Source organism: Serratia oryzae, assembly GCF_001976145.1.
GTDB classification, from domain to species: domain Bacteria; phylum Pseudomonadota; class Gammaproteobacteria; order Enterobacterales; family Enterobacteriaceae; genus Chania; species Chania oryzae.
Genome location: NZ_MOXD01000003.1, coordinates 472,900 through 493,885, shown reverse-complemented (window position 1 = coordinate 493,885; position 20,986 = coordinate 472,900). Strand labels below are relative to the sequence as shown.

21 protein-coding genes are annotated in these 20,986 nt (G+C 56.4%); 17 read left to right on the top strand and 4 right to left on the bottom strand.

The features are described 5' to 3' along the window. Positions 1-138 precede the first annotated feature (138 nt). Positions 139-1,128 (top strand): DMT family transporter, encoded by a 990-nt coding sequence (locus BMI79_RS08220; protein WP_076941642.1) that lies wholly within the window; start codon positions 139-141, stop codon positions 1,126-1,128. A gap of 30 nt (positions 1,129-1,158) precedes the next feature. On the opposite strand, the gene BMI79_RS08215 is transcribed toward BMI79_RS08220, so the two are convergent. The 3 genes from BMI79_RS08215 to BMI79_RS08205 are packed head-to-tail and all read right to left on the bottom strand — an operon-like array spanning position 1,159 to position 4,117. Further along, on the bottom strand, positions 1,159-2,679 hold the full coding sequence (locus BMI79_RS08215) for a tripartite tricarboxylate transporter permease (RefSeq protein ID WP_076941641.1): 1,521 nt from the start codon (positions 2,677-2,679) through the stop codon (positions 1,159-1,161). An 11-nt stretch (positions 2,680-2,690) separates the two neighbouring features. Next, positions 2,691-3,122, bottom strand: a complete 432-nt coding sequence (locus BMI79_RS08210) for a tripartite tricarboxylate transporter TctB family protein (RefSeq protein WP_076941640.1) — start codon at positions 3,120-3,122, stop codon at positions 2,691-2,693. Between the two features lie 14 nt (positions 3,123-3,136). After that, positions 3,137-4,117: a Bug family tripartite tricarboxylate transporter substrate binding protein gene (locus BMI79_RS08205; RefSeq protein WP_076941639.1), complete on the bottom strand. Its 981-nt coding sequence runs from the start codon at positions 4,115-4,117 to the stop codon at positions 3,137-3,139. A gap of 122 nt (positions 4,118-4,239) precedes the next feature. Here BMI79_RS08205 and tctD point away from each other — a divergent pair, with 122 nt between their 5' ends. Continuing rightward, entirely contained in the window at positions 4,240-4,914 is a 675-nt protein-coding gene (tctD, locus tag BMI79_RS08200) for a transcriptional regulator TctD (RefSeq protein ID WP_076941638.1), read from the top strand. Continuing rightward, a complete protein-coding gene (locus BMI79_RS08195) occupies positions 4,901-6,313 on the top strand; it encodes a sensor histidine kinase (RefSeq protein ID WP_076941637.1) in 1,413 nt (470 codons plus the stop codon). The genes tctD and BMI79_RS08195 overlap by 14 nt, the downstream gene beginning before the upstream one ends. Before the next feature lie 13 nt (positions 6,314-6,326). Here BMI79_RS08195 and BMI79_RS08190 read toward each other — a convergent pair whose 3' ends face one another. After that, positions 6,327-7,238 carry a DMT family transporter gene (locus BMI79_RS08190; protein ID WP_076941636.1) on the bottom strand — a complete coding sequence of 304 codons (912 nt, stop codon included), beginning with the start codon at positions 7,236-7,238 and terminating at the stop codon, positions 6,327-6,329. Positions 7,239-7,346: 108 nt separating this feature from the next. Here BMI79_RS08190 and BMI79_RS08185 point away from each other — a divergent pair, with 108 nt between their 5' ends. From BMI79_RS08185 to BMI79_RS08115, 14 genes are all read left to right on the top strand, one after another. Then, positions 7,347-8,120, top strand: coding sequence for an AraC family transcriptional regulator (locus BMI79_RS08185; protein ID WP_076941635.1), 774 nt, complete (start codon positions 7,347-7,349; stop codon positions 8,118-8,120). Between the two features lie 74 nt (positions 8,121-8,194). Beyond that, positions 8,195-9,316, top strand: a complete 1,122-nt coding sequence (locus tag BMI79_RS08180) for a DUF3410 domain-containing protein (RefSeq protein ID WP_076941634.1) — start codon at positions 8,195-8,197, stop codon at positions 9,314-9,316. Positions 9,317-9,517: 201 nt separating this feature from the next. Beyond that, a complete protein-coding gene (locus tag BMI79_RS08175; RefSeq protein ID WP_076941633.1) occupies positions 9,518-10,528 on the top strand; it encodes an aspartate-semialdehyde dehydrogenase in 1,011 nt (336 codons plus the stop codon). Next, positions 10,528-11,349 (top strand): tRNA pseudouridine(38-40) synthase TruA, encoded by an 822-nt coding sequence (gene truA / locus BMI79_RS08170; RefSeq protein WP_076941632.1) that lies wholly within the window; start codon positions 10,528-10,530, stop codon positions 11,347-11,349. Before BMI79_RS08175 ends, truA begins: the two co-directional genes overlap by 1 nt. Before the next feature lie 80 nt (positions 11,350-11,429). Continuing rightward, on the top strand, positions 11,430-12,092 hold the full coding sequence (locus BMI79_RS08165; RefSeq protein ID WP_076941631.1) for a DedA family protein: 663 nt from the start codon (positions 11,430-11,432) through the stop codon (positions 12,090-12,092). A 233-nt stretch (positions 12,093-12,325) separates the two neighbouring features. Further along, on the top strand, positions 12,326-13,234 hold the full coding sequence (gene accD, locus BMI79_RS08155; protein WP_076941630.1) for an acetyl-CoA carboxylase, carboxyltransferase subunit beta: 909 nt from the start codon (positions 12,326-12,328) through the stop codon (positions 13,232-13,234). Positions 13,235-13,353: 119 nt separating this feature from the next. Then, positions 13,354-14,619, top strand: a complete 1,266-nt coding sequence (gene folC / locus BMI79_RS08150) for a bifunctional tetrahydrofolate synthase/dihydrofolate synthase (protein WP_076941629.1) — start codon at positions 13,354-13,356, stop codon at positions 14,617-14,619. Continuing rightward, entirely contained in the window at positions 14,620-15,351 is a 732-nt protein-coding gene (gene dedD, locus BMI79_RS08145; RefSeq protein ID WP_076941628.1) for a cell division protein DedD, read from the top strand. Positions 15,352-15,639: 288 nt separating this feature from the next. After that, on the top strand, positions 15,640-16,140 hold the full coding sequence (gene cvpA / locus BMI79_RS08140; protein WP_037402622.1) for a colicin V production protein: 501 nt from the start codon (positions 15,640-15,642) through the stop codon (positions 16,138-16,140). 21 nt (positions 16,141-16,161) lie between these two features. Continuing rightward, positions 16,162-17,679 (top strand): amidophosphoribosyltransferase, encoded by a 1,518-nt coding sequence (gene purF, locus BMI79_RS08135; RefSeq protein WP_076941627.1) that lies wholly within the window; start codon positions 16,162-16,164, stop codon positions 17,677-17,679. A gap of 153 nt (positions 17,680-17,832) precedes the next feature. After that, positions 17,833-18,405, top strand: coding sequence for a UbiX family flavin prenyltransferase (locus BMI79_RS08130; protein ID WP_076941626.1), 573 nt, complete (start codon positions 17,833-17,835; stop codon positions 18,403-18,405). A gap of 301 nt (positions 18,406-18,706) precedes the next feature. Further along, positions 18,707-19,489, top strand: coding sequence for a histidine ABC transporter substrate-binding protein HisJ (gene hisJ, locus BMI79_RS08125; RefSeq protein WP_076941625.1), 783 nt, complete (start codon positions 18,707-18,709; stop codon positions 19,487-19,489). A gap of 103 nt (positions 19,490-19,592) precedes the next feature. Further along, positions 19,593-20,279, top strand: coding sequence for a histidine ABC transporter permease HisQ (locus BMI79_RS08120; RefSeq protein ID WP_076941624.1), 687 nt, complete (start codon positions 19,593-19,595; stop codon positions 20,277-20,279). After that, positions 20,276-20,983: an ABC transporter permease gene (locus BMI79_RS08115; RefSeq protein WP_076941623.1), complete on the top strand. Its 708-nt coding sequence runs from the start codon at positions 20,276-20,278 to the stop codon at positions 20,981-20,983. The genes BMI79_RS08120 and BMI79_RS08115 overlap by 4 nt, the downstream gene beginning before the upstream one ends. Positions 20,984-20,986 lie beyond the last annotated feature (3 nt).

Here is a 20,986-nt window from a genome sequence, read left to right as displayed (position 1 = left end):
AATATATCCCATTATTACCGGGCCTCAAGCAAAGAAAAGTGGCCTGCATAACATCGGGGTAAAGTGGCTATGGTGGCAAAATATGGCCGCGTTAGAATCCCAGCCAGAAGAGTTAGCTGACGAAGATGTGAGGGTGTTATGTCATCACCAACGGGGATTTCCGCCGCGCCGCCGCTTGCCAGTGGGCGTATTTTAGCTGGCCGCAGCCAAGGCTATGTGATTGCCATTATCAGCGCCATGTTGTTGGCGTTTACCGCGATCATTATCCGTGCGCTGACGCAGTATTTTCACCTGCCGACCTTTGTGCTGGCCTTTTGGCGCGCCGCGCTGGTGGCTTTGGTACTGTTGCCGCTGCTGTTGCTGTTCAGGCCGGAATGGGCGCGCCTGCGCCGCGAACAGGTGCTGTTCTACGCCGGTTACGGCCTGCTGCTGGCGCTGTTCAACGGCCTATGGACGCTGTCGGTGGCCCTGAACGGCGCTTCGGTAGCCACTATCCTGACGTATTGCTCGGTGGGTTTTACCCTGTTTCTTGGTTGGATGATATACCGCGAGCGTCTTAGCCCGCGTGAGTTGCTGGTGATCGTGATCAGCCTGGGCGGGTGTTTTCTGGTAAGTAACGGCGACAGCATGGGCAACACGCGCTTCGATCTGCTTGGGCTGGTGGTCGGGATGTTATCCGGCATTGGTTATACCCTGTATACCCTCGGCGGGCGCATCGCTAGCGAACGGCGTTACCCGGTGTGGAACACCATTTTGTATGTGTTTGGTTTTTCTGCGGTTTATCAGTGGCTGTTTAATACCCTGCTGACGTTTTTCCCGCTGGCGGCGTTTCAGGGCATGACTGGCGATCTGTGGTTTTTGTCGCAGGGGGCGCAAGGTATTCAGTGGAGCGGTTGGCTGTTGTTGCTCACCTTGGCCGCCGGGCCGACGCTGTTGGGGTTCGGTCTGTACAATATCAGCCTGAAAACGCTGCCATTGGCGGTGGCGAACCTGATCCTGTCGCTGGAGCTGGTGTTCACCGCGGTGATCGCCTATTTCCTGCTGGGCGAAAATATGAACCAGCTACAGCTGCTCGGCAGTGCGCTGGTGATGGGTGGGGTATTGATGCTGAGAAAGCGGGAAGGATAAAAAAGGGGCCGATTGTGGCCCCTTGGGTGATTACTCTACCTTGGCGGCCTCGACGGTAATGCTGCGGCGCTTGCGCAATTTGCGCAGCACCGGTGGCAGGACCAGCACGGCAACCGCCAGCACCAGCAGGCATTGTGCGATCGTGCTGCTCCACAGGATGCCAAACTCACCGTTGCTGATCGACAGCGCGCGGCGCAGGTTCTGTTCCAGCATTTCCCCCAGTACAAAACCGAGGATCAGCGGCGACATCGGGAAGTGCATTTTCCGCAGCAGATAGCCAAATACCCCGAGCCCGACCATCAACAGCAGATCGAAAGTGGTGCTGTGTACGGCATAAACCCCCACCGCCGAGATAGCGGCGATGGCTGGCACCAGGAACCATAACGGCACGGTCAGCATGCGCGTGAACAGGCCGATCAGCGGGATGTTCATGATCAGCAACATCACGTTGGCAATCAGCAGTGCGGCGATCAGCCCCCAAACGATATCCGGTTGCTCGGTGAACATGGCCGGGCCTGGGGTGATGTTATACAGCGTCAATGCCCCCATCATCACCGCCGTGGTGCCGGAGCCCGGCACCCCCAGCGTCAGCATCGGGATAAACGAACCACAGGCTGACGCGTTGTTAGCGGCTTCTGGCGCGGCTACGCCGCGAATGTCCCCTTTACCAAAGGACTCGCTGTTGCCGCTGATTCGCTTCTCGGTCATATAGGTCAGCGCGCTGGCGATGGTTGCCCCTGCGCCTGGCAGGATGCCGACGAAAAAGCCGATAAATGAAGAGCGCAGAGTGGGGCTAACGCACTCGGCGGCCTCTTTGCGGTTGAACAGCAAGCGACCGGTTTTGCGGATCAGTTTCTGGCCGGTGCTGGTGCTTTCCAGCATCAGCAGGATCTCACTGACGGAGAACAGGCCAATCACTACCACGATAAATTGAATGCCATCGGAGAGGTGTACGCTGTCGAAAGTGAAGCGGTAAACGCCGGTATTGGCATCCACTCCCACTGTCGCCAGCCCCAGGCCGATCAGCGCTGCCAGCAGCGACTTCAACGGGTTTTCGCTCATCATGCTGCCAAGGCAGGCGATAGCAAACACCATCAGCGCGAAGTATTCCGCCGGGCCAAAGGCCAGCGACCAGCGCGCCAGCATCGGGGCGAACAGGATGATCCCCATAATGGCAATCAGTGAACCGACAAAAGAGCTGACCGCCGAGATCGACAGCGCTACACCTGCACGCCCTTGCTGCGCCATCGGGTAGCCGTCCAAGGCGGTCATGATCGCCGCGGCATCCCCCGGCACGTTGAGCAGAATCGACGAGATACGCCCGCCGTACTCACAGCCTATGTATACCGTAGCCAGCAGGATCAACGCCGATTCTGCGGGCAATTTCAGCGCGAACGCCAGCGGCAGCAGGATCGCCACGCCGTTGATCGGCCCCAGGCCGGGCAGCAAACCAACGATGGTGCCGACAAAACAGCCGATCAGAGCGATAACCAGGTTCTGTGGCAGCAGCGCCACTTCGAACCCTTGTGATAAATACATCCAGGTTTCCATTATCGTCTCCGTTAGCTCAGCCAGGCGCCGAGTGGCAGCGTGACATCGAGTAAGTAATCAAAGGCAAAAAACAGCGACACGCCCATGACCGCGCCAGAGATCAACGCGGCCCTGACCGTGGCCTGAAACAGCAGGCCAATACTGAAGGTCAGCAGCGCGGTGGCCAGCGGGAAGCCGAGCCATTCAAACCCCCAGGCGTACAGCACCAGGGTAATGACTAGCACCAGCAGGCGTTGCAGCACTTGCTTATGCGGCCATTCGATGACCTGCGGCCGGCGCAACAGCAACAGCGCAGCACACAGCGCCATCAGCCCCAGAATCGCCAGTGGGAAAGGGCGCGGCCCCAAGGGTTCATAGCTGTATTCGCTTTGAATGCCCCAGCCGATGAACAGGCCGCCGAAGCACAGCAGCAGCCAGATGCAGGCAAAAATACGATCGCTCATAGGGTGCCCCGAGGTTATTTAGCCAGACCGAACGCTTTTGCCTGTTCACGGTACTGGTTCACCTGATTTTTCACGTAGGCATCCAGTTCCTGACCGGTCATGTTGAACTCAAACAGACCGCGCAGATCGCGTTGTTTCTTGAATTCGTCGGTTGCCATGGTTTTCTTGAAGGTGTCGATCCACCACTGGTACTCTTCTTCGCTGACTTTCGGGCCAACGTAGAAACCACGGATGATCGGCCAGACCAGATTAAAGCCTTGCTCTTTAGCGGTAGGCACGCTGGCCAGTTCACCCGGCAGGCGTTCTTCGGCGTACACTGCCAGCACGCGGATTTTGTCGCCCTGCAGGTGAGGCACCATCTCGCTCAGATCGCCAGATACCGCCTGAATGTGATTGCCTAACAGCGCAGTGACCGGTTCGCCGCCGCCTTCAAACGCTACGTAACGCATCTTGTGCGGATCGATGCCCACTTCGCGCGCCAGCAGCGCGGTTTTCATCCAGTCCTGGCTGCCGATGGAAGCCCCGGCACCAAATACCACGCTGTTCGGGTCTTTCTTGAAGGCATCCATCAGGTCTTTCAGCGTTTTGTAAGGTGAGTCGGCGCGCACCGCGATCATGCCGTAATCGGTGCCCACGGCTGCCAGCCACTTCACGTCATCTACGCCGTAACGGCCAAATTTGCCTTGCGACAGGTTCAGCAGCGAACCGCCAGAGAAGGCCACCACGGTGCCGAACTCTGCCGGGCGCTGGGCGACGATGGCGTTATAGGCAACGGCACCAACGCCGCCAGGCATGTAGGTGACGCGCATTGGTTTATCGATCGCTTTGGTTTCTTGCAACGAAACCTGAATCAGTTTACAGGTAAGATCGAAACCGCCGCCGGGCTTGGCCGGGGCGATACACTCTGTGCGGCTGGGGGCGTCAATGGCGAAGGCCTGGTTAGCAGCAAACAGCAGCGCAGTGGCGGTAAGCGTACGGGTAATTATTGTTTTCATGGTTTTCCCCATTGGTTTTGTTTCAGATTGTGAGAATCCCCGCTGACACGGGGTTGCTGAATTGTTAAAACAACAACCTTTCATTTACCTTTCATCGAGCAGCAAAGTTTACAGGATGTGATATGCGTCTCTTGTTAGTAGAAGATCACCCCGAGTTATCTCATTGGCTACAAAAGGCCCTGACCGGGCTCGGGTTTGCGGTGGATGTCGCCGCAGATGGGGTGATTGCCGACCACTTGTTATTGAACGAGAGCTACGCACTGGTGGTGTTGGATGTAGCGTTACCGCGGCTGAATGGCCTGGATCTGCTGGCACGGTTGCGTAAACGCGGGCAGGAGTTACCGGTGCTGTTACTCACGGCGCGGGCAGACGTGGCCGATCGGGTGAAAGGGTTGAACTTGGGGGCTGACGATTACCTCACCAAACCCTTTGAACTGAATGAGCTGGAGGCGCGCATCCGGGCGCTGTTGCGCCGCAGCGTGGGTGGCATGCAGCGGGCGCTGAAATACGGTGCGCTGACCTACCACGATGAAGGCTATTTTCTGCTGGAGGAAAAGCCATTAGCCCTGACGCCGCGCGAACTGGCGGTGCTGACCGCCTTGATGCATCGCCGTGGCCGCCCGGTGGCCAAGCAGCAACTGTTTGAGCAGATATTTACCCTGACGGATGAAGCCAACCCGGAAAGCATCGAGCTGTACGTGCACCGGGTACGCAAAAAACTGCAGGGCAGTAACGTAATGATTGTGACGCTGCGCGGCTTGGGTTACAGCCTGGAGCTGTGCGATGAAATGGCTTAAAGCGCCGCGTTCGCTGTTCAATCAGTTGCTGTTGTTCTTTGGTTTGCCGCTGCTGATGCTAGGGGGGATCTCGATCTACACCCACTATTTCAGCGCGATGAGCGCCGCCACGCTGGCTTACGATCGCACGCTGCTGGCCTCGGCGCGTACGGTGGCGGAACGGCTGGTGGTGCGCAATCAGCGGTTGGAAGTGGACGTGCCTTACGTGGTGCTCGACAGCTTTGAGCGCAACATGAACGATCAGCTTTACTATCAGGTGATCTCACCGGAAGGGCAGAGTATCTCGGGGTACCACGACTTACCCAAAATGCCTGAGTATATTCCACGCTCCAACCTGTATCCGGCGTTGGTGCATTTCTACGATGCGCAATACCGTGGCCGCCCGATTCGGGTTGCCGCGCTGTTCCAGCCGGTGAATGAATCCGGTGTGATGGGCATGGCGACCATCGTGGTGGCAGAAACGCTGGAGTCCCGGCGCTATCTGGCGCGGCAGATGCTGCTGGCGGCGTTGCTGAGCCAGGGCACGGTGGTGGTTCTGACGCTGATCCTGGCCTATGTGCTGCTGAAAAAGGTGCTGAAGCCGATGCGCAAGCTTTCCGGCATGATGCTGCGGCGCGACCCAGGTGAACTGACCCCTCTGCCGATGGTGTTGCCGTGGTCTGAAATGCAGCCGTTGCTGCTGGCGTTCAACCGTTACATCGAACGGTTGCGGGTGATGGTGGCGCGCCAGGAGCGCTTCAGTGCCGATGCTTCTCATCAGCTCAGAACGCCATTGACGGTGCTGAAAACCCAAGTGAGCGTCGCCCTGGCAAGCGATCGGCCCGAACAGTGGCGGGAAAGCCTGGAGGGGATGAGTCACACCCTCGACAGCACCATAGCGCTGACCGATCGCTTACTTCATCTCTCGCGCCTGAAAGCGCATGAGCGCGATGCCGATCGCCAACTGCAGCCGGTCGATCTGGCCCAGCTACTGCGTGATGCCTGTTTCTCTCGCTTACCCCAGGCGCGCAGCAAGCAGATCGATCTCGGCTATGAAGGCGTTGAGCAGTGCCGGATAGCCGGGGAGGCCCTGCTGCTCACCGAGCTGTGCGCCAACCTGCTCGACAACGCGCTGAAATACACGCCCCCTCAGGGGATTGTCACCGCGCGTCTGCTGATTGAAGAGCAGCAAGGGATCCTGGAGATTGAAGACAGCGGGCCGGGGATTGCCGCGGAACAGACGCAAGTGGCGCTGCAGCCGTTCCATCGGCTGGACAACGTGGGTGCCCAACCAGGAGCAGGATTAGGGCTGGCGTTGGTCAAAGATATCACCCATTACCATCGTACCCGCCCGGAGCTGTTGGCCTCTCCCCAGCTAGGCGGCCTGTTGGTGCGGGTGCGTTTTACATTGCTGCCTTAATGTTGGCTGAGCATCACTCTTTACAGGTAACAGGCGTGATTTCAGCCGCTTTCTTTCGCCCCAGCGGGATGCGCAAGCGCTGCGACAGGAGCACGCCCAGTAGGGTGACGCCGCCGCCAATCAGGTGATAGCTCTGTAAATGTTCATGCAGGAACAGCACGGCGATAATGGCGGTAAATACCGGGGCCAGATTCATAAAGATCGAAGCGGTATTAGCCCCCAGGCGCATGACCCCTTGGATCCACAGGAACGGCGCAAAAATTGAAGCGGGAATACCGGCGAACAACACCAGTGGGATGTTCTGGCTGTTGAGCTGAACGTCCGGCGTCAGCAGGAAGTTAGGCAGCAGCAACAGCACGCCAAACAGGATCTGCATGTACAAAGACTGCCAGTTTGGCAAGGCGATCGCCCAACGCTTGGTCAGCACGCTGTAGAGCGCATAAGATGCCGCAGCGGCAAGCATCATCAGTTCACCTTTGCCAATGCCATGCTCCAGTAATTGCCCCGGCTGACCGGCGCTCACCAGCCACACCAGGCCGCCAAGCGACAGAATAGCGCCCAGCGCGATGCCGACGGTAGGGGCGACACGCAGCACAACAATGCTGATTAATACGGTCAACAGCGGGATCAGCGAGTTAAGAATACCCATAAACAGTGCGCTAACGCTGTGCGCGGCGTAATACGCCAGGCTTTGGTACAGCACCATCCCCAGCAGGCCAAGAATCAGCAGTTTCCAGAGATTGGCGCGCACGGTTGGCCAATTGCGGATCACGCCCGGTAGTGCGAATGGGGTTAACACTATCAGGGCCAACAGCCAGCGGTAGAAAGAGATCGCTGCCGGATCGATGGCGGTGGCGGAAACTTTGCTGACGATGGCGTTGATCGACCAAATCAGCACGGCCAGGAAGGGGAAAAGCATATTCATGATAATTATTCTCAACAACTGATAAGCTACTGGCTAGTCTACCTGTGTCCGGTTTATTATATATAGTGATAACCAGACACTCTTTCGCGAAATCAAGACAACTTCACTATGGCTGAAACCCGTCATTCTCCCTCCGCCGAGGTGGCCGCACCACGCACCTTGTTTTTTCACTGCGAAGAAACCAATGCTGATACCGAATATCTGCCACATAGCCACGACTGGGGACAGGTGGTATGCGTTAAGACCGGCGTGATAGCGTTGAATATTGCCGGGCAGCGCTTTCTGGCACCGCCGGAGTTTGCGGTCTGGCTGCCAATCGGCATGGAGCATTCCAGCTACAACCGCAAGCCTGCGCTGTTTCGCACCATCAATATTGCCAAATCGCTGTGCGTGGGTTTGCCGGAGCAGGCGTGCTTGCTCAATGTGTCGCCGGTGTTCAGCGCCATCGTTGAAGACTGCCTGGCGCGCCGGATGTTGGAGCCGCAAACTGAAGAAGACCTGCGCCTGTGCCAGGTGCTGATCGATCAACTGCGTATTTCGCCGGTCCAGCAAACCTATCTGCCGACTTCGCAGGATAAATTCCTGGCTCCGGTACTGCAGGCGCTGGAGCGCAGCCCGGCAGACAATACCTCGCTGGCGGTGTGGGCCGGGCGGGTATATACCACGGAAAGAACCCTTTCGCGCCGTTGTCAGCAGGAATTGGGGATGTCGTTCAGCGAATGGCGCCAGCGCCTGCGTTTTTTGCACGCACTTTCGCTGCTCGAACAGGGCAAAACCGTGCAGGAGGTGGCGCTGGATGTTGGCTACAGCTCGGCTTCCGCGTTTATCGTCATGTTCCAGCAGGTGGCTGGCACCACCCCGGAACGTTTCCGTCGCGTATAACAACGTTTGGGGTTCTGTACCATTCGGTGGCACACTATTTTGCCGCTTGAGCGCCAATCCCGTCGGAGAATAACGTGAAGATTTTAGTTGATGAAAATATGCCCTATGCGGTGGAGCTGTTCGGCCGCTTGGGTGAAACGCTGGCGGTGCCTGGCCGCCCGATCCCACGCGAGGCGCTGGCCGATGCCGACGCGCTGATGGTGCGCTCGGTGACGAAAGTGAACCAGGATCTGCTGGCAGGCACCGGTATTGGCTTTGTCGGCACCGCCACTGCGGGTACCGATCACGTTGATGAAGCTTGGCTGCAACAGGCCGGTATCGGCTTTTCGGCTGCGCCCGGCTGCAACGCCATTGCGGTGGTGGAATATGTGTTTTCTGCCCTGATGCTGCTGGCCGAGCGTGATGGTTTCCACCTGCGCGATAAAACCGTCGGTATCGTCGGTGTGGGCAATGTGGGTTCCCGCTTGGATGCGCGCCTGAAAGCGTTGGGGGTGCGTACCTTGTTGTGCGATCCGCCGCGTGCCGATCGCGGTGATGCCGGTGAGTTCTGGCCATTGGAAAAGCTGGTGGCTGAAGCGGATGTGCTGACTTTCCACACCCCGCTGAACAAGTCCGGCCCGTATAAATCCCTGCACTTGGCTAACGCCGATCTGCTCGACGCGTTACCGGATGACCGTATCCTGATCAACGCCTGCCGTGGTGCGGTGGTGCACAACGCCGCCTTGCTCAAGGTGCTTGAGCAAGGTAAACGGCTCAGCACGGTGCTGGACGTGTGGGAACCGGAGCCGGAGCTTTCCTTGCCGCTGCTGGATTGGGTGGACATTGGCACCGCCCATATTGCCGGTTATACGCTGGAGGGCAAAGCGCGCGGCACCACTCAGGTATTTGAAGCCTTCGCCCAGCATCTGGGGCAGCCGCAGCAGATCGCACTGGCTTCACTGCTGCCAGTGCCGGAATTCAGCGAGGTTCGCCTCAACGGGCCGCTGGATGAAGGCAAGTTAAAACGATTGATGCACTTGGTGTATGATGTGCGCCGCGATGATGCGCCGCTGCGTAACGTGGCCGGGTTGCCGGGCGAGTTTGATCGCTTGCGTAAGCATTATCAGGAGCGCCGCGAATGGTCTTCGCTGCGGGTGCTGTGTGATGATAGCGCCAGCGCGGAACTGCTGCATAAGCTGGGCTTTGGCGTGCAATAATGCATAGTTATGCAGTAAAGGTGTAAGGGATCGCCCCCTATCCCTGTGGAAGAGGGCCGGGGTGAGGGGCTGTCGTCTAGTGAGTGCCCCCTAATCCTTTCCCCAAAAGAGAGGGGGAAAGGATGAGCTTTAAACCAACTTTTTATACTCGGGCGGTGGTTTTACCGCCCGCTTGCAAATGAATACTCTGGAGATAACCCAATGTCTGACGGCTGGAATATCGCTCTGCTCGGCGCGACGGGCGCAGTAGGTGAAGCGTTGCTGGAATTGTTGCAGGAACGTCAGTTCCCGGTGGGTGAACTCTATCCTTTAGCCAGTGAACGCAGCGCCGGTGCCACAGTGCGTTTCAACGGCAAGTCCCTGCTGGTGCAAAATGCCGAAGAATTTGACTGGTCGCAGGCGCAGTTGGCATTTTTTGTCGCCGGGACGCAAGCGGCCGCCCGCTATGCGGATGAGGCCGGCAACATGGGCTGCCTGGTGATTGACACCAGCGGCCTGTTTGCTCTGGAGCCGGATGTGCCGCTGGTGGTGCCAGGCGTTAACCCGCAGGTGCTGGCAGATTACCGTAACCGCAATATCGTGGCGGTGGCCGATAGCATGGTGAGCCAACTGCTGACGGCGATTAAACCTCTCACCGAGCAGGCGGGGCTTTCGCGTTTGCACGTCACTACGCTGATGTCGGTTTCGGCACGTGGCAAAGTGGCGGTGGACGATCTGGCGGGCCAGAGTGCGCGTCTGCTGAATGGCATTCCTGCCGAACCGGGCGTGTTTGCCAAGCAATTGGCCTTCAACATTCTGCCGTTGATGGCGGATGAGCAGGGCAGCGTGCGTGAAGAGCGCCTGATCGTCGATCAGGTGCGTAAAGTATTACAGGACGAAGGGCTGCCTATCTCGGTAAGCTGCGTCCAGTCACCGGTATTTTACGGCCATGCGCAGGTGGTGCATCTGGAAGCGTTACGCCCGATCGCCGCAGAAGAAGCACGCAGCGAGTTGGAGCAGGCCGAAGATATTCAACTGAGTGAAGAAGACGATTATCCGACCCAGGTGACGGAAGCTTCCGGCAGCGATGTGCTGTGCATCGGCTGCCTGCGTAATGATTACGGTATTCCTGAAATGCTGCAGTTCTGGTCGGTGGCCGACAACGTGCGCTTTGGCGGCGCGCTGATGGCGATCGAAACCGCTGAGCGCCTGTTGCAGGAGCAGATGTACTGATGTCTGAAGTGGAGTTGCCAACCCCGCCGTTGCTGAAGATTGCGCTGGGGATTGAGTATGATGGCAGCCGATATTACGGCTGGCAGCGTCAGCAGGAAGTGGCAAGCGTGCAGGCCTGCCTGGAAAAGGCGCTGAGCAAGGTTGCGGATGCGCCGATCGGCGTATTCTGCGCCGGGCGAACCGACGCTGGGGTGCATGCCACCGGCCAGGTGGTGCATTTTGAGACCGCGGCGCTCCGCAAGGAGGCGGCCTGGACGATGGGCGTCAATAGCCATCTGCCGCCGGATATCGCCGTGCGCTGGGTCAAGGAGGTCAGCAGTGATTTCCATGCCCGTTTCAGCGCCACCGCCCGCCGCTATCGTTACATCATCTTTAATCATCGTTATCGCCCGGCGGTGCTGCAGCAAGGGGTCACCCATTTTTACCATCCGCTGGATGCCGATCGCATGCATCGTGCGGCGCAGGCGCTGCTAGGAGAGAACGATTTTACCTCGTTTCGCGCCGTGCAGTGCCAGTCGCGTACCCCGTGGCGTAACGTCAAGCAGGTTAAAGTGACGCGTTACGGCGAATATATTGTGGTGGATATCAAGGCCAATGCCTTTGTACACCATATGGTGCGTAACATTGTGGGTAGCCTGATGGAGATTGGCTGCGGGAATCAGAGTGAGAACTGGATGGCCGAACTGTTGGCGCTGAAAGATCGCAACCTGGCGGCCGCTACGGCGCGGGCAGAGGGGCTGTATCTGGTCGCCGTCGATTATCCCGAGCAGTTTGCTTTACCGCGGCCACCGATGGGGCCGCTGTTTTTAGCTGACGATTAAGCAGCCTGACGGCAGGTTAATGCGTTGTTCACTGGTGTAAATACCGGGTGGGAGAGACACTCGGTTAGACGAGAGAGTTTATGGATATCATTAAGTTTATCATTGATTTCATTCTGCATATTGACGTGCATCTGGCCGAACTGGTGGCGCAATATGGTATGTGGGTGTACGCCATTCTGTTCCTGATCCTGTTCTGTGAAACCGGACTGGTGGTGACGCCGTTCCTGCCGGGAGATTCTCTGCTGTTTGTTGCCGGTGCGCTGGCTGCGCTGCCGTCTAACGATCTCAACGTACACACCATGGTGGCATTGATGGTGATCGCCGCGGTGATCGGCGATGCCGTCAACTATACGATTGGCCGGTTGTTTGGCGAGAAGCTGTTCAGCAACCCGGATTCAAAAATTTTCCGCCGCAGCTATCTGGATAAAACGCATCAATTTTATGAAAGGCACGGTGGAAAAACCATTATCCTGGCACGATTTGTGCCGATCGTGCGGACATTCGCCCCGTTTGTTGCCGGGATGGGGCACATGTCCTATCGTCATTTTGCTGCGTATAACGTGATTGGTGCGCTACTTTGGGTGCTGCTGTTCACTTATGCTGGTTACCTTTTTGGCGACCTGCCGATCGTGCAGGAAAATTTGAAATTGTTGATCGTTGGGATCATCTTTGTTTCAATTCTGCCGGGCATTATTGAAATCTGGCGCCACAAACGCGCGGCTGCCCGCCAGCAAAAACAGTAAAAACAGCGCTTAACCTATCGGTTCGACCAGTTTTTTATCCACAGGACCGGGCCGATATGGTTTAATGAGCGACATTTATGGTCTGTTCCTGCGAACAACCTTGAAACCAGTGCCTCGGCAGCACGCCTATCGTGCTGATTTCTGGCGCTTTTTCACTGGGTCTGTTTTCGGGGGGATTGTTACAGCATGAACAGCGGACTGGCGTCTGCCAGGTTCAAACAGAAAGGTCATCGATGAGCTGGATTGAACGAATTCTTAACAAGAGCAATATTACACAAACCCGCAAGGTGAGCATTCCCGAAGGGGTTTGGACCAAGTGCGATAGCTGCGGCCAGGTTCTCTATCGTGCCGAGCTGGAGCGCAATCTTGAAGTGTGCCCGAAGTGCGATCACCACATGCGTATGTCAGCGCGTATGCGTTTGCACACCCTGCTGGATGAAGGCAGCGAGGTGGAGTTGGGCAGCGAACTGGAGCCGAAAGACGTTCTGAAGTTCAAGGATTCCAAAAAGTATAAAGACCGCCTGGTGGCTGCACAGAAAGCGACAGGTGAGAAAGACGCGTTGGTGGTGATGAAAGGCACGCTATACGGTATGCCGGTGGTAGCCGCTTCCTTCGAATTTGCCTTTATTGGTGGTTCCATGTCTTCCGTCGTCGGCGCGCGCTTTGTGCGTGCGGTAGAACAGGCGCTGGAAGATAACTGCCCGCTGGTCTGCTTCTCTGCCAGCGGCGGCGCGCGCATGCAGGAAGCGCTGATGTCGCTGATGCAGATGGCGAAAACCAGTGCTGCACTCGCCAAACTGCAGGAGCGCGGTCTGCCGTATATCTCTGTGCTGACCGATCCGACCATGGGCGGTGTTTCCGCCAGCCTGGCGATGCTGGGTGATATCAATATTGCCGAGCCAAAAGCGCTGATTGGCTTTGCCGGCCCACGGGTTATCGAACAGACCGTACGCGAAAAACTGCCGCCGGGCTTCCAGCGCAGCGAGTTTCTGATCGAAAAGGGCGCGATTGACATGATCGTGCGCCGCCCGGTGATGCGTCAGACTTTGGCGAGCATTCTTTCCAAACTGACCAACCAACCGCAGCCGCAGTTTGACGACGCGGCACCGGTTGCTGCACAAGAAAATCAGGCTGATGCCTGATCCGCAGAAGAGCGGCCGCACCGGTCATTGACCGGTGCGGTATTTCAATCGCCATTTTGTGGCTAGCGTGATTGAAAACGCAAAGCGTCGCCTTACGGGTATATGAAGCGATGGAACCCATGCAAAACCACCCAATTCCCCAAGCCACGTCGCCATTGAGCTCGTGGCTTTATTATCTGGAACGCTTGCACAGCCAGGCGATCGAACTTGGCCTGGAGCGCGTGCAGCGCGTTGCGGCACACCTTAACTTGCTCACACCTGCTCCCACGGTATTTACCGTTGCCGGTACCAACGGCAAAGGCACCACCTGCCGTACGCTGGAGGCTATCCTGCTGGCCGCCGGGTTACGTGTTGGTGTCTACAGTTCACCGCACCTGGTGCGTTATACCGAGCGGGTACGCGTTCAGGGGGAGGAACTGAGCGAAGCGGAACATAGCCGCTCGTTTGCGGCCATTGAAGCCGGGCGTGGTGCAACCTCTCTGACCTATTTCGAATTCGGTACGCTGTCGGCGTTGCAACTGTTCAAACAGGCTAAGCTTGACGTGGTGATCCTGGAAGTCGGGCTGGGCGGGCGCTTGGACGCGACCAATATCGTCGACCCGAGCGTGGCGGTGGTAACCAGTATCGCCCTGGATCACACCGATTGGCTGGGTAACGATCGCGAGAGCATTGGCCGTGAGAAAGCGGGAATTTTCCGCAGCGGCAAACCGGCGATCGTCGGCGAGCCGGATATGCCGCTCAGCATTCAGCAAGTGGCAGAGAATCTGGCCGCTCCGCTGTACCGCCGTGGCGATGCCTGGAACTTCAGCGAGCAGGGTGAACGCTGGCAATGGGAGGGGGATGGCACCAGGCTGACCAATCTGCCGCTGCCAAACGTGCCGCTGGCCAATGCGGCAACCGCGCTGGCAGCACTGCACTATTCTGCGCTTGAGATCGATGAGAAAGCGATTTTTGCCGGATTACAGCAGGCAACTCTGCCAGGGCGCTTCCAGATTGTGCAGCGGGAACCGTTGCTGATCCTGGACGTGGCGCATAACCCGCATGCGGCGGCCTATCTGGCCGGGCAACTGGCGAAGTTGCCGCGCAATGGCGGCAAGGTGCGTGCCGTGGTGGGCATGCTGTCGGATAAAGACATTGCCGGTACGTTGGCTTACCTTAATGGGCAGGTGGATATCTGGTACTGCGCCCCCTTGGAGGGCCCGCGCGGTGCCAGCGTTGCGCTGCTGGCGCAGCATTTAACGGAACCGCGGCAGTTTAGCGATGTCCAAACTGCCTGGCGTCAGGCAATGCAGGATGCAGATCTTCAGGACATTGTGATCGTCTGCGGTTCGTTCCACACCGTTGCACACGTGATGGCGGCGTTAGACGAGAGGCGGGGAGCGTGAGTGGCAAGTAAATTTCAGAACCGACTGGTTGGCACCGTGATTCTGGTTGCTCTGGGGGTCATTATCCTGCCGGGGTTGCTGGACGGAAAGAAGAGACATTATGAGGACGAGTTCGCAGCCATTCCTCTGGTGCCGAAACCGGGTGATGTGCATGAAAGCGACGTGATACCACCGGTGAATCAGCCGTTGCCTGCACAGCCGCCGGAAGGGGCGGGTGCCCTGGTTGAACAGCAGGCGGCATCCGAAGCGGCAGCCCAGCAGGCGGCAAATAATCAACGTGGGCAGCAGCAGGAACAACAGCAGCCAGCCTTGGTAACGCCACTGCAAATCGAAACCAAGCCGGAGACACAACCCAAGCCGAAACCGGTGGAGGTGAAGCCAAAACCGATTGTGCCGCCGAAGGTGGAACCTAAGCCAGAAGTGAAGCCGGAGCCTAAACCCGAACCGAAGCCAGAACCAAAACCTGCGGCTGAAGAAAAAGCGCCGGTAGGGCAGGCTTATGTGGTGCAACTGGGGGCGCTGAAAAATGCCGCCAAGGTTAACGAGATCGTCGCCTCGCTGCGTTTGTCTGGCTACCGTGCCTATACCGTGCCTTCAACGCCGGTGCAGGGCGAGATTACGCGGATCTTCGTCGGGCCGGATGCGTCGAAGCAGAAGCTGCAAGCGTCACTGCCTGCATTGAATAGCATCAGTGGCCTGAGCGGGCAGGTGAAAGCCTATAGTGCACGCTGACAGGCTCCCGTACCCTCCTCTCCGGGGGAGGGGCGGTAGAAACATCAATGAAAGTGCGCCTTTCACGGGCGAAACCACCTATGTGGGCGCGGCGATTAAGAAATTTTTTATCGCCGTTTTTTATTTGTTACGTGGTGGGAAATCCCCTACGCAAACGTTTTCTTTTTCTGTTAGAATTCGCCGCGAATTGGTCATACCCGATAAGATTCGAGTGGTATCAAGGCAGTCAACGCTGATACAGCTTGAGAATAGAGGGAGTGCAAGGGGCGATTCATTATTGGAATGGTCATGGTCTGGATTGATTACGTCATTTTAGCGTTGATTGGATTTTCGGCTCTGGTGAGCCTGATCCGAGGTTTTGTACGTGAAGCCTTGTCACTGGTGACATGGGGGTGTGCGTTCTTTGTTGCCAGCCATTTCTACCCCTACCTTGCAGCCTATTTCACTCGTTTTGAAGATGAACTGGTAAGGAACGGCATTGCGATTGCCATTTTGTTTATCGCGACGCTGATTGTAGGCGCTATCGTTAACTATGTGATTGGTTCACTGGTAGAGAAAACGGGGTTATCGGGCACCGATCGGGTGTTGGGCGTGTGTTTCGGCGCATTGCGCGGCGTGTTGATTGTGGCAGCGATACTGTTTTTCCTGGATACCTTTACCACCCTGTCACAAAGTGCGGATTGGAAACAGTCACAGCTTATTCCCCAGTTCAGCTATATCATCAGGTGGTTTTTTGACTACCTGCAGAGCACGTCGAGTTTCTTACCGTCCCATTTACCGGGGCAGTAGCGGCTTAGAGGAAAAAACAACATGTGCGGTATTGTCGGTATCGCCGGTTTTATGCCGGTAAACCAGTCGATTTATGATGCGTTGACGGTGCTTCAGCACCGTGGACAAGATGCCGCAGGCATCGTCACCATTGATGCCCATAACGGGTTCCGTCTGCGTAAAGCAAACGGTCTGGTGAAGGATGTGTTTGAAGCACGGCATATGCAACGTTTGCAGGGCAATATGGGGATCGGCCACGTGCGTTACCCCACTGCAGGCAGCTCCAGTGCTTCAGAGGCGCAGCCTTTCTATGTCAATTCGCCGTTCGGCATTACGCTGGCTCACAACGGTAACCTGACCAACGCCCATGAACTGCGCCAGAAGTTGTTTGAAAGTGGCCGCCGTCATGTCAACACCACGTCCGATTCCGAGATCCTGCTGAACGTGCTGGCCACCGAGCTTGACCGTTTCCAGCACTATCCTCTGGAGTCCGATAATATTTTCACCGCGGTAGCGGCAATGCATCAGCAACTGCGCGGTGCCTATGCCTGTGTGGCGATGATTATCGGTCATGGACTGGTCGCGTTCCGCGATCCTAACGGCATTCGCCCCTTGGTGATCGGCAAGCGCGCGCTGGAAGATGGCCGTTGTGAGTACATGGTGGCATCCGAGAGCGTCGCGCTGGATACGCTGGGCTTTGAATTCTTGCGGGACGTGGCACCGGGTGAAGCGGTCTACATCACTGAAAAAGGCCAACTGTTCACTCGCCAGTGTGCAGAGAACCCCAAAACCAACCCATGCCTGTTCGAATATGTCTATTTTGCCCGCCCAGATTCCTTTATGGACAAGATTTCTGTCTACAGCGCCCGTGTGCGTATGGGGCAGAAACTGGGCGAAAAGATTGCTCGCGAGTGGGAAGATCTGGATATCGATGTGGTGATCCCGATCCCGGAAACCTCTTGTGATATCGCGCTGGAAATCGCGCGTATCCTGGATAAACCCTATCGTCAGGGCTTTGTGAAAAACCGCTATGTCGGCCGCACTTTTATCATGCCCGGCCAGCAGGCTCGCCGCCAGTCGGTGCGCCGTAAGCTGAATGCCAATCGTGCCGAGTTCCGCGACAAGAACGTGCTGTTGGTGGATGACTCGATCGTTCGTGGCACCACTTCTGAGCAGATTGTGGAAATGGCACGTGATGCCGGGGCTAAACGCGTTTATCTGGCTTCTGCCGCGCCGGAAATCCGTTTCCCGAACGTTTACGGTATTGATATGCCGAGTGCCACCGAACTGATCGCCCACGGGCGTGAGGTGGATGAAATCCGCCAACTCATCGGTGCCGATGGTTTGATCTTCCAGAATCTGGACGACCTGATCGAAGCGGTACGCGAAGAGAATCCAGACATTACCCAGTTTGAATGCTCGGTGTTTAACGGCATTTACGTGACCAAAGATGTTGACCAGAGCTATCTGGAATATCTGGAAGCGCTGCGTAATGACGATGCCAAAGCGTTGCGCGGGCAAACGGAAGCGGAAAACCTGGAAATGCACAACGAAGGCTAGGCATACAGCCTGGTTTCGCGCCAAAACGATGCACCGTGCTGCCCACGGCGGTGCATCTTCTCTCTCCTCTGATAGGGTAAGCAACGAAGGTTGCTGCAAAGTCTGCCAAGATTCGACTATCCTAACCAGATATTCTAGGCTGAGGCCCCATTCATGAAAAAACTCATTATCGGTATTTCCGGCGCCAGCGGCGCAATCTACGGCGTACGTCTGTTGCAGGTATTACGTGGCGTTGAAGGTGTGGAAACCCATCTGGTAATGAGCCATGCCGCGCGGCAGACATTGGCACTGGAAACCTCGCTGAACCTGCGCGATGTCCAGGCATTGGCCACTGTGGTGCATGACGTGCGCGATATTGCTGCCACTATCTCGTCCGGCTCATTCAAAACGCTGGGAATGGTCATTTTACCTTGCTCAATCAAAACCCTATCCGGTATTGTCAATAGCTACAGCGATGGTTTGCTGACGCGTGCTGCGGATGTGGTGCTGAAAGAACGTCGGCCTTTGGTGCTGTGCGTGCGCGAAACGCCGCTGCATCTTGGGCATTTGCGCCTGATGACGCAGGCGGCGGAAATGGGCGCGGTGATCATGCCACCCGTACCGGCTTTCTACCATCGCCCAGAGAGCGTTGAAGATATTATCGATCAGACGGTTAACCGGGTGATCGATCAGTTTGACATCGAGCTGCCGCAGGATTTATTCACGCGTTGGCAGGGCGCAAATTAACAAAGTTATCCCTGATTTAATACATTTGTGCAACACAGCACTGATTTAGTGCGCACTATGCACCATAATGATCCTGCTTCACCACGCTTACTGTTTCAGGGTTAGGTTGTATGCGGGTTACCCACCTCGGCGGCCAACGCTGCCGATCACTATTTGCGGTTATCGTCCCAGGAAACAGTTTTGTACCGGCCGGAGCCGTTCCCTCCGCCAGGTAACAACAAATGTGGCACGATTACTGCAAATTGGTTTGGGTGGAAATAAAGCCTGTAGCGGCATCAAAAAATCAATTTGAGGGTAATTTATGAAAAAGCGGGTTTTGGTTCTCCCTTTAGTTTTGGCTTTAAGCGCAATCGGCAGTGCAGTTGCTGCGATACCATCAACGCTGAAAGTGGGTACAGATCCAACCTATGCGCCCTTTGAGTCCAAAAATGCTCAAGGGGAACTGGTAGGGTTTGATATCGATCTGGCTAAAGAGTTATGCAAACGTATAAATACCCAATGTACCTTTGTGGAAAGCGATTTTGATGCGCTGATCCCCTCTCTGAAAGCGAAGAAAATTGACGCTATCATCTCTTCACTGTCAATTACCGAAAAACGTCAGCAGGAAATTGCGTTTACCGACAAACTGTTTGCTGCCAACTCCCGCCTGATTGCGCCGAAAGGCTCAACGCTGTTGCCAAATGTTGAATCGCTGAAAGGCAAGAGCGTCGGCGTGCTGCAGGGAACGACGCAGGAAGCCTATGCCAATGCCATGTGGCAGCCGAAAGGGGTCACGGTGGTGCCTTACCAGAACCAGGATCTGGTGTATGCCGATCTGGCATCTGGGCGTATTGATGCGGCATTCCAGGATGAAGTGGCGGGCAGTGATGGGTTCCTGAAACAGCCTCCAGGCAAGAATTACGCTTTCGCCGGCGAATCGGTGAAGGATGATAAATTCTTCGGCGTGGGTACCGGTATGGGGTTACGCAAGGATGAAACCGAGCTGAAAGCCGCGCTGGATAAAGCGTTTGCTGAGATGCGCAAAGACGGTACTTACGATAAGTTCGCGAAAAAATACTTCGATTTTGACGTTTACGGCGGTTGATTCCCGTCCCGTACCCCATTGTGGTTCCGAGCCCGGCGTTGCTGCCGGGTCCGTTTGGATCACATGCGGTGGGGCGGGATCCAATAACGACAGGATGAAGTAAATGCTGCAAGGCTATTCCCAATTGATTTTTGAGGGTGCTCTGGTCACGCTGGAGTTGGCTCTCAGTTCTGTTCTGCTGGCGGTGATGATTGGTTTGATCGGCGCTGGCGGCAAGCTTTCCCAAAATCGCATTGTCTCAACCCTATTCGGCGCCTATACCACCCTGATCCGCGGAGTGCCGGATCTGGTGCTGATGCTGCTGATCTTCTATGGCCTGCAGATTGCTCTGAACAGCGTTACCGAATTACTCGGTTTCTCGCAGATTGATATCGATCCGCTCAGCGCGGGGATTATCACCCTGGGTTTTATCTACGGCGCCTATTTCACCGAAACCTTCCGTGGTGCCTATCTGGCCGTTCCACGCGGCCAGATCGAGGCGGCAACGGCGTTTGGCTTATCGGGGGGGCAGATTTTCCGCCGCATCTTGTTCCCCGCAATGATGCGTTTTGCCTTACCCGGCATCGGCAACAACTGGCAGGTGATCCTGAAGGCCACGGCGCTGGTGTCGATTCTTGGCCTGAACGATCTGGTAAAGGCAACGCAGTTAGCGGGTAAAGGCACCTATCAGCCTTTCTTCTACGCACTGGTGGCCGGGATGGTGTATCTGTTTTTTACTACCGTTTCCAATGGCGTATTGCTGTGGCTTGAACGGCGTTATTCACTTGGCGTCAAAAGGGCCGAGCTATGATCGATATTCTGCATCAATATTGGCAATCACTGTTGTGGAGTGATGGCTATCGCTTTACCGGGGTGGCAGTGACGCTGTGGCTGCTGATTTCATCGGTGGTGATGGGCGGGCTGATGGCGATCCCGATGGCGGTGGCGCGGGTTTCTTCTATTCCCTGGCTGCGTCTGCCGGTGTGGTTTTACACCTATATCTTCCGTGGTACCCCGCTGTATGTGCAGTTGCTGGTGTTTTATTCCGGCGTGTACAGCCTGGAAATTGTACGGGGGACCGAGTTCCTCAATGCATTTTTCCGCAGCGGGCTGAATTGCACCATTCTGGCGTTGACGCTCAACACCTGCGCGTATACCACCGAGATCTTCGCCGGAGCCATTCGCGCAGTGCCGCACGGGGAAATTGAAGCTGCCAATGCCTATGGTTTTTCGCGCTTTAAAATGTATCGCTGCATTATCTTGCCTTCGGCGCTGCGCAGCGCATTACCTGCGTACAGCAACGAAGTCATTCTGATGCTGCATTCGACGGCGTTGGCCTTTACCGCCACGGTGCCGGATCTGCTGAAGATTGCCCGGGATATCAACGCGGCAACCTATCAACCGTTCTATGCCTTCGGCATTGCCGCGGTGTTGTATCTGATTATCTCCTATACGTTGATCAGCCTGTTCCGTAAGGCAGAGAAACGTTGGATGGCACACGTAACTCATCGATGAGTG

Bases quoted from the DNA above. Each gene is read 5' to 3' on its own strand.
- BMI79_RS08215 (WP_076941641.1), bottom strand. From the start codon at position 2,679: ATGGAAACCTGGATGTATTTATCACAAGGGTTCGAAGTGGCGCTGCTG.
- accD (WP_076941630.1), top strand. From the start codon at position 12,326: ATGAGCTGGATTGAACGAATTCTTAACAAGAGCAATATTACACAAACC.
- BMI79_RS08205 (WP_076941639.1), bottom strand. From the start codon at position 4,117: ATGAAAACAATAATTACCCGTACGCTTACCGCCACTGCGCTGCTGTTT.
- truA (WP_076941632.1), top strand. From the start codon at position 10,528: ATGTCTGAAGTGGAGTTGCCAACCCCGCCGTTGCTGAAGATTGCGCTG.
- BMI79_RS08175 (WP_076941633.1), top strand. From the start codon at position 9,518: ATGTCTGACGGCTGGAATATCGCTCTGCTCGGCGCGACGGGCGCAGTA.
- purF (WP_076941627.1), top strand. From the start codon at position 16,162: ATGTGCGGTATTGTCGGTATCGCCGGTTTTATGCCGGTAAACCAGTCG.
- folC (WP_076941629.1), top strand. From the start codon at position 13,354: ATGCAAAACCACCCAATTCCCCAAGCCACGTCGCCATTGAGCTCGTGG.
- cvpA (WP_037402622.1), top strand. From the start codon at position 15,640: ATGGTCTGGATTGATTACGTCATTTTAGCGTTGATTGGATTTTCGGCT.
- tctD (WP_076941638.1), top strand. From the start codon at position 4,240: ATGCGTCTCTTGTTAGTAGAAGATCACCCCGAGTTATCTCATTGGCTA.
- BMI79_RS08195 (WP_076941637.1), top strand. From the start codon at position 4,901: ATGAAATGGCTTAAAGCGCCGCGTTCGCTGTTCAATCAGTTGCTGTTG.
- BMI79_RS08210 (WP_076941640.1), bottom strand. From the start codon at position 3,122: ATGAGCGATCGTATTTTTGCCTGCATCTGGCTGCTGCTGTGCTTCGGC.
- BMI79_RS08120 (WP_076941624.1), top strand. From the start codon at position 19,593: ATGCTGCAAGGCTATTCCCAATTGATTTTTGAGGGTGCTCTGGTCACG.
- BMI79_RS08115 (WP_076941623.1), top strand. From the start codon at position 20,276: ATGATCGATATTCTGCATCAATATTGGCAATCACTGTTGTGGAGTGAT.
- BMI79_RS08165 (WP_076941631.1), top strand. From the start codon at position 11,430: ATGGATATCATTAAGTTTATCATTGATTTCATTCTGCATATTGACGTG.
- BMI79_RS08190 (WP_076941636.1), bottom strand. From the start codon at position 7,238: ATGAATATGCTTTTCCCCTTCCTGGCCGTGCTGATTTGGTCGATCAAC.
- hisJ (WP_076941625.1), top strand. From the start codon at position 18,707: ATGAAAAAGCGGGTTTTGGTTCTCCCTTTAGTTTTGGCTTTAAGCGCA.
- BMI79_RS08220 (WP_076941642.1), top strand. From the start codon at position 139: ATGTCATCACCAACGGGGATTTCCGCCGCGCCGCCGCTTGCCAGTGGG.
- BMI79_RS08185 (WP_076941635.1), top strand. From the start codon at position 7,347: ATGGCTGAAACCCGTCATTCTCCCTCCGCCGAGGTGGCCGCACCACGC.
- BMI79_RS08130 (WP_076941626.1), top strand. From the start codon at position 17,833: ATGAAAAAACTCATTATCGGTATTTCCGGCGCCAGCGGCGCAATCTAC.